The 13,139-nt window shown below is 72.4% G+C and carries 12 protein-coding genes; 6 read left to right on the top strand and 6 right to left on the bottom strand.

The window, feature by feature from the left end; translation table 11 throughout:
- Positions 1-47: 47 nt before the first annotated feature.
- Genes O7553_RS06675 through rimP form a run of 3 tightly spaced genes read right to left on the bottom strand, consistent with a single transcriptional unit; the run spans position 48 to position 2,071 of the window.
- Complete coding sequence (locus O7553_RS06675; protein ID WP_281555502.1) at positions 48-347, bottom strand: YlxR family protein; 300 nt, start codon at positions 345-347, stop codon at positions 48-50.
- 42 nt (positions 348-389) lie between these two features.
- Complete coding sequence (nusA, locus tag O7553_RS06670) at positions 390-1,427, bottom strand: transcription termination factor NusA (protein ID WP_278167954.1); 1,038 nt, start codon at positions 1,425-1,427, stop codon at positions 390-392.
- A complete protein-coding gene (rimP, locus tag O7553_RS06665) occupies positions 1,424-2,071 on the bottom strand; it encodes a ribosome maturation factor RimP (protein ID WP_281553969.1) in 648 nt (215 codons plus the stop codon). Before rimP ends, nusA begins: the two co-directional genes overlap by 4 nt.
- 290 nt (positions 2,072-2,361) lie before the next feature.
- Here rimP and O7553_RS06660 point away from each other — a divergent pair, with 290 nt between their 5' ends.
- From O7553_RS06660 to O7553_RS06650, 3 genes are all read left to right on the top strand, one after another.
- A complete protein-coding gene (locus tag O7553_RS06660) occupies positions 2,362-2,949 on the top strand; it encodes a hypothetical protein (protein ID WP_348650095.1) in 588 nt (195 codons plus the stop codon).
- Positions 2,950-2,982: 33 nt separating this feature from the next.
- Positions 2,983-3,396, top strand: a complete 414-nt coding sequence (locus tag O7553_RS06655; RefSeq protein WP_281553968.1) for a ferritin-like domain-containing protein — start codon at positions 2,983-2,985, stop codon at positions 3,394-3,396.
- Between the two features lie 95 nt (positions 3,397-3,491).
- A complete protein-coding gene (locus tag O7553_RS06650) occupies positions 3,492-4,019 on the top strand; it encodes a PadR family transcriptional regulator (RefSeq protein WP_281553967.1) in 528 nt (175 codons plus the stop codon).
- Here the strand turns inward: O7553_RS06650 and map are convergent.
- On the bottom strand, positions 4,006-4,866 hold the full coding sequence (gene map, locus O7553_RS06645; protein ID WP_281553966.1) for a type I methionyl aminopeptidase: 861 nt from the start codon (positions 4,864-4,866) through the stop codon (positions 4,006-4,008). The two genes, O7553_RS06650 and map, sit on opposite strands and share 14 nt — an antisense overlap.
- Positions 4,867-4,994: 128 nt before the next feature.
- On the opposite strand from map, the gene O7553_RS06640 reads away from it, so the two are divergent.
- Complete coding sequence (locus tag O7553_RS06640) at positions 4,995-5,309, top strand: STAS domain-containing protein (RefSeq protein ID WP_281553965.1); 315 nt, start codon at positions 4,995-4,997, stop codon at positions 5,307-5,309.
- 27 nt (positions 5,310-5,336) lie between these two features.
- Here O7553_RS06640 and O7553_RS06635 read toward each other — a convergent pair whose 3' ends face one another.
- Positions 5,337-9,065, bottom strand: a complete 3,729-nt coding sequence (locus O7553_RS06635; RefSeq protein WP_281553964.1) for a SpoIIE family protein phosphatase — start codon at positions 9,063-9,065, stop codon at positions 5,337-5,339.
- 422 nt (positions 9,066-9,487) lie between these two features.
- On the opposite strand from O7553_RS06635, the gene O7553_RS06630 reads away from it, so the two are divergent.
- Positions 9,488-10,471: a hypothetical protein gene (locus O7553_RS06630; RefSeq protein ID WP_281553963.1), complete on the top strand. Its 984-nt coding sequence runs from the start codon at positions 9,488-9,490 to the stop codon at positions 10,469-10,471.
- A gap of 35 nt (positions 10,472-10,506) precedes the next feature.
- A complete protein-coding gene (locus O7553_RS06625; RefSeq protein ID WP_281553962.1) occupies positions 10,507-11,025 on the top strand; it encodes a DUF309 domain-containing protein in 519 nt (172 codons plus the stop codon).
- Here the strand turns inward: O7553_RS06625 and O7553_RS06620 are convergent.
- Positions 10,976-13,138: an EAL domain-containing protein gene (locus O7553_RS06620; protein ID WP_281553961.1), complete on the bottom strand. Its 2,163-nt coding sequence runs from the start codon at positions 13,136-13,138 to the stop codon at positions 10,976-10,978. The genes O7553_RS06625 and O7553_RS06620 overlap by 50 nt on opposite strands.
- Position 13,139 lies beyond the last annotated feature (1 nt).

Below are 13,139 nucleotides of genomic sequence, written 5' to 3'. Positions count from 1 at the left end.
CACTCGTGCACTAGAAGCCTGCTCATTGCTGGGACTTCATCGTGTGCTCATGTCGGTCGTCCTACCTTGCTGTGCGACCCTCGTCCGGCCGGATGACCGGACGTAGCGGTTGACGTGCTGATGTACTCGGCCAGCTCGCCGGTGTCAACGACACCGGACACCCGCAGCGCCCGCCCGAAGGCGCGACGCCGCTGTGCCAGCTCCAGACATGCCGGACCGGGATGCAGGTGCGCACCCCGCCCCGGCAAACCACGGATCGGATCAGGTCGCAGGCGCGACACGTCCTCGCCTGCGACTACGACAACCCGTAGCAGCTCGTGAACCGGTGCACGTCGTCGGCAGCCCACACAGGTGCGCACCGGCAACGCACGTCGTACCACGAGAAAAGTCTACCCCGACGCGCCAGAGACCGCGCCGCCCGGTTCCGGAGCCGGATCCCGACCAGCGGAACCGGCCTCGGTGTCCGGTCGGATGTCGATCCGCCAGCCGGTCAATCGGGCAGCAAGCCGGGCATTCTGCCCCTCCCTGCCGATGGCCAGCGAAAGTTGAAAGTCCGGCACCGTCACCCGGGCGGTACGGGTGGCCGCGTCGACCACCTCGACCCGCAACGCCTTCGCCGGCGACAGCGCGTTACCCACGAAGGCGGCCGGGTCGTCGGACCAGTCGATGATGTCGATCTTCTCGCCGTGCAGTTCGCTCATCACCGCCCGCACCCGCTGGCCCATCGGACCGATACAGGCACCCTTGGCGTTGACCCCGGAAGCGGTCGACCGTACCGCGATCTTGGTCCGGTGGCCCGCTTCCCGGGCGATCGCCGCGATCTCCACGGTGCCGTCGGCGATCTCCGGGACCTCCAGCGCGAACAGCCGCTTGACCAGATTGGGGTGAGAACGGGACAGGGTGATCTGCGGCCCCCGGAACCCTTTGGCCACGTGCACCACCACGCACCGGATCCGCTGGCCGTGCGGGTAGGTCTCACCCGGCACCTGCTCGGCGGCCGGCAGCACTGCCTCCAACTTGCCCAGGTCGACGGTGACGATCCCCTTCTCGGTGCGGGCCTCATGGGCCTGGATCACCCCGGTGACGAGGTCACCGTCGCGCCCGGCGTACTCCCCGAAGTGAACTTCGTCGGTTGCTTCCCGCAACCGCTGCAGAATCACCTGTTTGGCGGTCATCGCGGCGATCCGCCCGAAATCGTGCGGGGTGTCGTCCCACTCGCGCAGCACCGCGCCCTCGGCGTCGAGATCCTGGGCGTAGACCAGCGCCATCCCACTGCGCCGGTCGATCTCGACCCGGGCATGGGTCTGCGCGCCCTCGGTGTGCCGGTACGCGGTCAGCAGCGCGGCCTCGATAGCCGCGAGAATCGTGTCGAACGGGATCTCCCGCTCGCGCTCCAGTGCGCGCAGCGCCGCGAGGTCGATGTTCACCTCTCCTCGTCCTCCACTTCGTCGTCGTCGGACGGGTCGTCGACATCCGCCGGGTCGTCGTCGACGACCTCGTCGAGGCGGTTGAACTCCACCTGGACCCGCCCGGGGCCGAGGTCGTCGTAGGGCCACCGCTGCACGTCACCGTCGACGTCCAGCTCCACCGACTCATCGTCGGCCGTGACGATCCGGCCGGTCACCTGGCGCTGGGCCACGGTCACCCGCACCAGCCGGCCGGCGTTGCGGCGCCAGTGCCGGGACAACCGCAGCGGCCGGTCCACGCCGGGGGAACTGACCTCGAGCTGGTACTCGCCGACGATCAGCTCCGCGCCGGCCACCGACTCGGCCTCGTCCAGGGCCACCGAGACCGCGCGGGACACCTCGGCCACCGAGTCGAGCCCGACGCCGCCGTCGGCGTCGACGATCACCCGGACCAGGTATCGACGACCCACCCGGGAGACCGAGACGTCCTCCAGGTCGAAGCCGGCAGCCCGGACCACTGGCTCGACGATCGCACGCAACCGGTCACGCCGGGCCGCAGTTGCGACCTGGGGCCGTTGCGTGCCGTCCGGACGGGGCCGCGTGGCGGCGGCCCGACGGGCGCGGGAACCGGGTGACCTGCCACCAGCGCGGTCACGCTGTGTCATCTCCGCACCCTTCCACCGTTATCTTCTTCGTTGGCCGCTCGACGCGACACCAGCGGTGCCGCCGGATGTTACTCCGACGCGACTGGGCAGAGCGTAACGCGCGGCCGAGGCGATCGACCCCCCGGCGCACCGAGGAAACCGGACACCCGACCGCACGCGGATACGGGTAGCCACCCGGGACAGCGACGACCACACTGAGTCGCGAGTACAGAACTTTCCGGATAGGCTCCGGCCGGGCCGATCCCGGGAGGCGCGGACCGAACGCGGCGTCGATGGTGTTGACTGGTCCGGTGTTCGCGAACCAACCAGGCCGGCGGGCGATCGGCAGGATCGCGCACCCGGCCACCTCTGCGGCCAGCGGCTGCAGCCGACGCGGAGTGATCCGGGGTGCCGTCGGAGCGGCCGTCGCCCTCGCCGTCCCGGCCGGGCTGGCCGGATGCGGCCTGCTCGGCGGTGAGCCGGAGCCCGAACCGGAGCCGGATCCACTCGCCGGCCTGCTCGCCGCCACGCTGGAGCTGGTAGGTCGCTACGACGCCGCGATGACCACGGCGGCCGGACTCGGCCCGCTGCTGACCCCGGTCGTCGCCACCCACCGGGCGCACGCCGAGGAGCTCAGCCGGCTGACCGGGATCGCCCTACCGGCCCCGACGACCGCCGCCCCCGGCGGCCAACCCACCGACCCGGGCACGGCCGTACCGGGGCCCGGCACCTCGGCCCCGCCGGGCGACCGGGCCGCCGTACTCACCGCGTTGCGGTCCGCGGAGGAGGCTGCCGCAACCGAGGCCGCAGCCGCGTGCCACACCGCCGCTGCCGACCGGGCCGCACTACTGGGCTCGATCGCCGCCGCCCGCACCTGCCACCTTGAGGTGCTGCGTTGAGCGTGCATCACCGGATCAGAAGGAGCAGAGACCGTGGCTGACGGGTGGGAGCAGGCACTCGCCGCCGAGTACGCGGCGATCTTCGCCTACGGCGTACTCGGGGTCCAGCTCGACGGCGACGCCGCTGGCCGGGCCCGGGACGCCGAGGCCGCCCACCGGGACCGGCGCGACCAGCTGATCCTGCGGATCGGCGCCGCCGCACCGCCGGTCGACCCGGCCTATCAGCTGCCGTTCCCGGTCACCGACACGACCAGCGCCCTGCGGTTGGCCGCCGAGGTGGAGGAGCGGGCCGCCGCCGTCTGGCGGGCGGTGCTGCCGGTCACCTCCGGCGCGGACCGTGAGGCGGCCCTCACCGTCCTGATCGAGTACGCGGTCCGCGCGACCCGCTGGCGACAGGCGGCCGGCGTCACACCGGCCGTACCGACCTGGCCGGGCCGGCCCGGCTGAAGCGAGGCTGACGCGCGACCGGAAATCCCGCGACCGGAACCGCAATTCATGATCCCGGTTGCCGCCCACCTACCCGGTATGCATACTCAGCTGGCATGTCGATCCGCCACGGGCTGCTCGCGCTGCTCGACCGGGGCCCGATGCACGGGTACCAGCTCCGGGCCGCCTTCGAGGAGGCCACCGGCGGGGCGTGGCCGCTCAACATCGGTCAGGTGTACACCACGCTCAGCAGGCTGGAACGCGACGGGCTGGTGCACGCGCTGGCGGGCAACGCGGCCGGGCAGCGACCGTTCGCCATCACCGACGCCGGCCGGGACGCGCTGGCCGGCTGGTTCAGCAGCCCGGTGGGCCGCGTCGGCCAAGGCCGCGACGAGCTGACGGTGAAGATCGCCCTCGCGCTGAGCACACCCCGGGCGGACGTACGCGGGGTGGTCGCGGCGCAACGGGCGGCGACCCTGGACGCGGTACGGGAGCTGACCCGTGCCCGAGCGAGGTCGGCCGACGTCGACCGCGTCGGCCGGCTGGTGCTCGACGCGATGCTGTTCCGGGCGGAGGCGGAGATCCGCTGGCTCGACCACTGTGAGACCAGTCTGCTGGGCCCCGGTCCGGTCAGGGCAGGGTGAGGATCTCGAAGCCGTCCTCGGTGACCACGATCGTGTGCTCGAACTGGGCGGTCCACCGGCGGTCCTTGGTGACCACCGTCCAGCCGTCCCGCCACATGTCGTACTCGTGCGTGCCGAGCGTGATCATCGGCTCGACGGTGAACGTCATTCCCGGTTCCATCACGTCCGTGGGTCGTGGACTGTCGTAGTGCGGAACGTACAGCCCGCTGTGGAACGCCTCACCGATGCCGTGGCCGGTGAAGTCGCGTACCACGCCGTAGCCGAACCGACGGGCGTAGGACTCGATCACCCGGCCGATCACGTTGATCTGCCGCCCCGGGGCCACCGCCCGGATGCCCCGCATCATCGCCTCGTGGGTCCGCTCGACCAGCAGTTGGGCCTCCTGGGAGACCTCGCCGACGCAGAAGGTCGCGTCGGTGTCGCCGTGCACCCCGCCGATGTAGGCGGTCACGTCGACGTTGGCGATGTCGCCGTCGGCCAGCACCGTGGAGTCGGGGATGCCGTGGCAGACGACCTCATTGAGGCTGGTGCAGCAGGATTTGGGGAACCCCTTGTAGCCCAGGGTCGACGGATAGGCGCCGTTGTCACAGAGGAAGTCGTGCACCACCGCGTCGATCTCGTCGGTGGTCACCCCTGGTTTGCAGTGCTCACCGGCGAGCTGCACGGCCCGGGCGGCGAGCCGACCCGCCACCCGCATCCGCTCGATCGTCTCCGGGGACTGCACGTGCGAGCCCCGCCAGGGCGCGGGCTGCTTGCGACCGACGTACTCCGGCCGGGTGATGTGCGCCGGCACCGGCCGCCACGGCGAGATCTTTCCAGGGGTCAGCGGAGCGCGGACGGAGGTCATGCGTCCAGCCTAGCGCCGTCGGTGCCGACCCAACCGGCCGGCGACCGGGCCACCACCATCACGCTGGGCAGTCGACCTTTTACCGCCGAATCTTGCCGGATCCGCACAGTTGTGCCATCTTAACGTTCGTGAATCAGCAGGGTCAGGAGCAGCACTTCTCCGCCACCAGTGACCTGGACGGTGACCGTCTGACCGTCACTGTCACCGGCGAGGTGGACATGGCCACCGCCGATCGCATGTACCGGGCCGCGATCCACGAGGACGCCGGCAAGGTGACCCTCGATCTGCGTACGGTCTCGTTCTTCGACTCGGCGGCCATCCACGCGCTGCTCCAGCTCACCGACCACTACCCGCAGGCGTTGACGGTGCTGCCGTCCCGGCAGGTCCGCCGGGTCCTGGACATCTCCGGCCTCGGCGGGCAGCCGTGGCTGGCCGCCGACTGACACCGACCGGCGGCCCGGTCCGGGCGGTCAGGAGGGATCCGGTCGGGGATCCAGTCGACGGCGCAACGTGACCTCGCTGCCCTGCCCGTCCCGGTCGATCCGCAGTTCGGCCAGGGCGGCGATCAACGCCAGTCCCCGACCCCGGAACCCGATGTCGGAGTCCTCCCGCCAACCGCCGCTGTCCCGGACGCTGGCGACCAGGTGGTCCCCGTCGATACCAACCTCCAGCCAGATGTCCGGCTGCGCCGGGGTGACCGGGTGCTCTATCGCGTTGGCCGCCGCCTCGGAGATCGCCACCGTCAGATCGAACTGGTCGGTGTCGCCGATCCGGTGCGCGGCGAAGAAGTCCGCCAGCCGTCGACGCAGCAGCGCCAGTGCCCGCGCCTGCGCCGGCAGCCGCATCCTGAGGCGGTCCAGCTCGGTCGCCTCCAGCACCAGCACCGCGACGTCGTCGCGACGTGGCCGGCGGGCCACCCGGCGCAGCAGCCGGTCGGCGATCTCCTCGACGTGATCGCCGCCGGCTCGGGCGTCGGCCCGGACCTGGTCCAGCCCGGCGTCGATGCCCCTGGTGCGGTCCTCGATCAGCCCGTCCGTGTAGCAGATCAGTCGGCTGCCGATGTCGAGCCGATCGGTCGCCGTGTCGTAGCGGCTGTCCCGGATCGCCCCGATCGGCGGGCCGAGCGCCCGCTCGTGCAGCAGCTCGGCCGTTGCGCCGTCAACCACCACCGGTGGCGGATGGCCGGCACTGGCGTACCGCAGCACACCGCTGGACGGCTCGAGCCACAGGCAGAGCACGGTGGCAAGGGAACGCCGGCCCATCGTCGTGACCAGCCGATTCAGCCGGGTGAGGGCGTCACCGGGCGAGAAGCCCTCCAGCAGGTACGCCCGCAGCGCGTTACGCAGCTGACCCATGGTGGCCGCCGCGTTCACACCCTTGCCGACCACGTCGCCGATCACCAGGACCAGCCGACCGCCGCCGACCTCCACCACGTCGTACCAGTCGCCGCCGACCTCAGCCTCGGCGTTGCCGGGCAGGTAGCGGCTGGCGATCAGCGCGCCGGGCACCCTGGGCAGCGTCTGGGGCAGCAGGCTGTGCTGCAGGGTGCTGGCGATGCGGTGCTCCGCCTCGTACAGCCGGGCATTGCCCAGCCGCAGCCCGACCATCCGGGCGAACTCCGCCAGCGCCGCCTCGTCGATGTCCGGGTCGGCGCCGACGCCGTCGAACGGCCAGACCGACAACTCGCCGAGCCGTTCCCCGTCGGCGCCGATGAACGGGGTGACCGTCGCCGGGTGGGCGGAGGGCTGGCCGCCGCCGTCCGCCTCGTAGCGGGCACCCGGTGCGGTGGCGACCACCTTCGACGCCCGGACCAGCCGCTGCACGTGTTCGACCGCGACCCGCAGCACCTCGCTGGTGGTCTGTGCGGTGTTGACCGCGACGGCGGCGTCGGCGAGGGCCCGCAGCTGGTGGATGATCCGGCCCCGCAGCTGACCCAGCTCGACGTTGGCCCGCACCCTGGCGACGAGTTCCTGCGCGGCGAACGGCTTCACCAGGTAGTCGTCGGCGCCAGCGGACAGCCCTAGCACGGCGGCCTCGGGCCCGGCCCGGGCGGAGAGCACGACGATCGGCACATGCCGCGTCCGCCGGTCCGCGCGCAACGCGGTGACCAGGCCGAAACCGTCCAGTTCCGGCATCATCACGTCGGTCAGGATCAGATCGAAGGGGGTACGGGTGGCGAGGGCAAGCGCCGCGGCACCGTCGGCCGCTGCGACCACCTGCCAGTGCGGTGCCAGCAACCGGGTCACGTGGTCGCGCAGGTCGGCGTTGTCGTCGGCCACCAGGATCCGCCCGACGGACTGGTCGACCCGTGGCTGCTCGGTCACCTCCCGCGCCGGCCCGACGCTCCACCGCTGCGTCTCGGCCAGGTACAGCTGTCTGGTGTCGCCGACCTCGTCGCGCCCGGCCGGCCGCTCGGAGTCCTCGCCGGTCGCCGAATCGGCGACCGGGCCGGCCGGCGGGGTCGGCCCGACGCCGACCGGGATCTCGACGGTGAAGACACTGCCCTGACCCGGTTCGCTGCGGACCGCGACGGCCCCGCCGTGCAGCTGAACAAGCTCCCGGACCAGCGCCAGCCCGATCCCGGTGCCTTCGTGGCTGCGGGCCCGGGTGCCGGCCACCCGGTGAAACCGCTCGAACAGATGCGGCAGGTCGGCGGCGGGGATACCGACCCCGGTGTCGGCGACAGCCAGCTCGACCGACGTGCCGAGCGCCCGTAACCGCACGGTGATGGTGCCGTCGAAGGTGAACTTCACCGCGTTGGACAGCAGGTTCAGGACGATCTTTTCCCACAGGTCCGGGTCAACCTGCACGGTCCCGGGCAGCGGCGGGCACTGCACGACCAGGTCCAGCCCGGCCCGCTGGGCAGCCGAGCGGAACGTGCTGGCCAACCGGTTCGTCAAGTCGGCCAGGTCGACCGGCTGCAGCGCTGCCCGCGCCCGGCCGGATTCCAGCCGGGAGAAGTCCAACACGGTGTTGACCAGCTTGAGCAGGCGAAGGGCGTTGCGGTGCATCATCTCGGCCCGCTCGCGGTGTGCCACCGGCAGGCCCGCGTCGGCAAGCTGGTCCTCGATCGGGCCGAGCAGCAACGTCAGGGGGGTCCGGAACTCGTGACTGACGTTGGCGAAGAAGTCGGTCTTGGCCTGGTCGATCACGGCGAGTTCGGCGGCTCGGGCCCGCTCGTGCAGATAGGCCCGCTGCTGGCTGACCGCGCTGGAGATCTGGGTGGTGATCAGGTCGAGGAAGTCGCGGTAGTCACTGGTGAACGGCAGGTGCCGGCTGTGGCCGAGGACGAGCGCACCGACCGGGTCGGTCGCCGCGCAGATCGGCAGGACGAGCACCTCCGGTGCTGCGGCGTCCGGTGGTGCGGCGACGAAGTCCGCCGCCCGGGCGGTCTGTACGGTACCGCCACGCAGGGCGTCCAACAGCGCGGCCGGGGCGTCGCCCGGGCTCGGCTGCGTCGGCGCGATGACGGTCTGCGTCGCGACGCCGGTGCAGCCGGCCAGTCGCGCGGAGTCCGCATCCGATCCGAGGTAGAGCAGGGCGAACGGGATGTCATCGTGGCAGGTGTCGAGTACCTCCAGCACACCACGGCGTAGGTCGGCCTGGCTCTGCAGATCGGACAACCGACTACCCAGCCCGGCGAGGGTACGGATCCGACGCTCGCCGAGCACCCGCCCGGTGGTCTCACTGACGATGCAGAAGACACCCCCGACGCTGCCGTCCTCGACCAGCAGCGGGTCGTAGGAGACGTCGAAGTAGGTCTGCTCGAGGAAGCCGTGCCGTTCGAGCAGGAACGGATGATCGGTGCCGCGGTAGGCGGTCCCGCTCTCGACCACCCCGGTGAACAGCGGCTCCAGCACGTCCCACAGCTCCGACCAGTGCTCGGCGGCGGGCTCGCCCAGGGCGGCCGGATGCTTGGCGCCGATCGTGGGCAGGTAGGCGTCGTTGTAGAAGGCGCGCAGCTGCGGCCCCCAGTAGAGCACGATCTGGGCCTGCGACGAGAGCATCATGCCGACCGCCTGGCACAGGCTGGCCGGCCAGCTGCCCAGCGCGCCGAGCGGGCTGCGGCTCCAGTCGCGCTCCCGGATCAGCCGGTTGGTCTCGCCGGCCCGGCCGAGGGCCGCGGCGAGCAAAGCAGGGACGGCCGGTCGAGGAGCCGGCACCATCGGTGCGCCGACCGACCGCTCGCCCTCTGTCATCGCTGGCCACCCTCGCTCGTCGAACCCGTCACCCGGCCGCCGCCACCGCGTCCACCTGCGGAGCCCCGCCACGCCCGCCGGCCGGGCCGGGCCCAGTCATGCGGCGTGGGTCGCCTCCTACCCCGGCGCCGCTCGAACGTAACGTGTGGTCGACCGGGCGGTCAGGAGAAGGCTGGCAGATCATGGATGCTGGTCGAAGAACATCAGCTGAGCTGCGGGGTGGCCAGGGTCGGTTCCGCCGGATCTGGACGGTGGGGTACCAGGTCGGGCGGCCGGGCCGGCGACCCGCCCGGGGAGGTCGCCGGCCCGCTCTGGTTGCGGCGCTGTCTGTCACCGGACCGCCTGGCCGGGACGTCATGCCGGGTACGGGCGCCGCGCCGGCGCCGACAGACATGGCCAGCGGCACCGGAGAGGCGGTCACCGTGGCAGGTGAGATGAGGCGGCTGCTGGAACAGGAGCTGGCCGCCCGGCCGGCCCCACCGATCGGGGATCTGGTCGCCGAGTCGGTACGCCTGGGGCGGCAGCGCCGCAACCGACGGGCCGCCGGCATCGGGATCGCCGCCGCATTGGCGACGGGCGCCGTCCTGCTGGTTCCGGCGGTGGTGGGGGGCGGGCTGCCGGTGCCGGGCGGCGCACCGGCCGACGTCGGTGCGCCGGGCGTCGGTCAGCCGGTGGCACCGGCCTGGTCGGTCACCCCCGGCGCGGATCTGGCCGAGGCGACGAGCATCGAACCTGTGCCGCCGGCCGCCGGGGAGCCGACGGTCCGACCCGGATGTGACGTCAACGGCAGTTCGTCCACCGTCACCGCGCTGCCGGCCGCGCCCACCGAGGTGGCCAACTGTCCGGTCGCTGAGGTGTGGGATCTCGACATACCGCCGGTCGCCGCCGGCACCACCGCACCGGCCACCGCGGCGGGCGCGGTGGAACTGCTCACCCGGCTGCTGCCGGCCGGCCGGACAAGCGGGTACGCCAAGGTCGACCCGGCCGGGTCGGCCGGCGCGGTGGCGGTGCAGCTGCAGCTGGACCGGGGAGACGGGCCCCTGCTGATCCGGTTCTCGGTGTCGCCCGACCAGTTGTCGGAGGAAGCACTGGCGGCAGGCTGCGCCGCCGGCCAGATCTGCTACCCACTGGCCGGCGGCGGCACGGTCATCTTCGACGATGGCGCCGGCACCTGCCTCGGTGGCCGCTCCGTGCGGTACCACCGAGCCGACGGCACCCTGATCCGGCTGGATCTGGCCCGTTGCGGAGGAGGCCCGGCCCGGAGCACACCACTACCGACGGCGTTGACCGGCCAGGAGACCCTCGCCGTCGTCCTCGATCCGCGCTGGGGTACCCGGCTGCCAGCGGACCTGGTACGCGAAGGCGACGTCAGGTTCGGCGAGCTGCCGGTGGCCGGTACCCGTTGACCAGCCGGCCCCGTCGCCCGCACTACTGTTGACCGATGGCCCGTCTGTCGCCAGGTGACCACCGTCCAGAGCGGGACCGCGACCCCGCGGGACGGCCACGCAACGCCCGGCCGCGCGACGAGCTGGGTCGGCCGTTGCCGCCGGGCGCGTCGGGCGTACCGACCATGCCCGACGACCTGGTGCTCACCCCGCACGACGCGCTCGACGAGGCGCAGCGGCTGCTCGACGCCGGCCGGCCGTTCCACGCCCACGAGGTGCTGGAGTCGGCCTGGAAGGCGGCCCCGCCGGTGGAGCGGGAGTTCTGGCGCGGGCTGGCGCAGCTGGCGGTCGGGCTCACCCATGCGCGACGGGGCAACCTGGCCGGTGCGGCGCGGCTGCTGGCCAGGGCCGCGGACCGGATCGCGCCGTACGCCGGGCAGCGGCCGTACGGCGTACCCGTGCCGGATCTGGTGCGGTTCGGCCGGGACACGGCCGACCGGCTCGCCCACGACGGGGCCGTCGACCTCACTGTCCGGCTGCGGGTCGATCCGGGCCACGCGACAACCGCTCGGTGATCTCCCCGGCCGGCACCGGACGGCCGAAGTACCAGCCCTGAGCCTGGTCGCAGCCGAGGGCCACCAGCCGGTCCGCCTGCTCACCGGTCTCCACCGCCTCGGCGGTGACCGTCAGGTTGAGCGCGTGGGCCAGCCGGACCAGCGCGTCAACGATCCGCTCGTCGCGGTCGCCCTCCGGACCGGCGACCCGCATCCCTTCTACGAAGGGACCGGCGAGTTTGAGCACGTGGATCGGCATCCGCCGCAGGTAGGCGAGGTTGGAGTAGCCGGTGCCGAAGTCGTCGATGGCCAACCGGACGCCGAGCCCCGCCAGCCGGCGCAGCGCCGGCAGCGGCTCACCGCCGGAGGCCATCACCGCGCTCTCGGTCAGCTCCAGCTGCAGCAGCTCCGGTGGCAGACCGGTCCGGGTGAGCGCCCCGGCCACCTCCCCGACGAGCTGCGGATCACTGACCTGGCGGGCGGAGATGTTGACGCTGACCACGATCGGGGCCTGCGGGTGCTCGGCCCGCCACCGGCTCGCCTGCCGGCACGCCTGTTCCAGCACCCACCGGCCGAGCCTGACGATCAGCCCGGTCTCCTCGGCGAGGGCGACGAACCGGTCCGGCCTGAGCCGGCCGAGCGTCGGATGCTGCCAGCGGACCAGCGCTTCGACGGCGGCCACCGTCCGGTCGGACAGCCGGGTGATCGGCTGGTACTCGACGACGAACTCGCCACGGTCCAGCGCGGCCGGCAGTGCGGCGGCGAGCGCCGAGCGGGTGGCGTCGCGTGCGCCGCGTACCGGGTCGAAGACGGCCCACCGGCCTCGCCCGTCGGCCTTTGCCCAGTACAGCGTGGTGTCGGCGGCCTTCATCACCTCGGTGGGGGTGGTGCCGGCCGTGGGCGAGGCGACGACCCCGATGCTCGCCGAGACGGTCAGCTGGTGCCCATCGACCTGGATCGGTGCGGCCAGCGCGGACTGGGCGGACTGGGCGACACCGACCAGTTGCGGCGTGCCGGTGCAACGGGTCACCAGGATCACGAACTCGTCGCCGCCCATCCGGGCGACCAGGTGCCCGGCGTCGGCGGCGCTGCCGGCGAGCCGCCGCGCCACCACGGCGAGCAGTTGGTCGCCGATGTCGTGACCGAGCCCGTCGTTGATCGACTTGAACCCGTCGAGATCCAGGAAGCAGACGCCGACCTGTCCGTCCGGGTCGGCCAACGCCTGGGCGAGCCGGTCGAAGAAGAGCACCCGGTTGGGCAGCCCGGTCAGCGGGTCGTGCTCGGCCTGGAAACGCAGCCGCTCCTGCAGCTCGTAGCGGTCGGTGATGTCCTCGACCATCGCGACGGTGAACCGGGGTCGGCCGTCGTCGTGGCGGATCAGCGACACCGCGAGGTCCGTCCAGATCGGTGCGCCGTCCTTGCGGTAGTAACGCTTCTCTACCCGGGCGCGGTCGTGCTTGCCCTCGACAAGTTCGAGGTAGAACTGGTACATGCCGGGCGCGTCGTCCGGGTGGAACAGCTGCCCGACGTTGATCTCCCGCAGTTCCGCGATGGTGTAGCCGAGCATGTCGGCGAACGCCTGATTGACGTCGATGATCCGCCCGTCGAGGTCGGCCAGCCCGATGCCGATCGCCGCGCCGGTGAAGACCGCCCGGAACCGCACTTCGCTGTCCCGCAGCGCCTGCTCGGCCGCGTCCCGGGCGGACCAGGCCGCCTGCCGGATGCTGGACTGCTGGGCAAAGGTCCGGTTGCGCAGTGCCCGGGCGTACTCCTCGGCGAGCCCGCCCTGCAGGTGGCTGATCCGTTCCCGGGCCGGTGCCGACGTCGCCAGCTGCGGTAGCACCAGCGGCAGGAAGCCCTGGCCGAGGGCCTGGACGGTCCAGCCCAGCACGGCCGGTTCGGTCAGGTGGCCCTCCACCAGCCAGCGCCCGACATCCCGGCCGGCCTGGCCGTCGAACGTCCCGGCCAGCACCGCCGCGGCCAGCCGCAGAGTGTGCCCGTGCAGGATGTCGGCGGTCTCGGCGTGGCTCAACGGCAGATAGCCGAGCCCGGCGGCGGCGGTCGCCCAGTCCCGGGCGAAGCGTCGCGCGCCCTCGGGATCGGCACCGCCATCGCCCGTCGCGGACGTCGCCATG

Source organism: Solwaraspora sp. WMMA2059 (assembly GCF_027497315.1).
GTDB lineage: Bacteria > Actinomycetota > Actinomycetes > Mycobacteriales > Micromonosporaceae > Micromonospora_E.
This window is presented reverse-complemented; position numbering and strand designations above follow the sequence as displayed.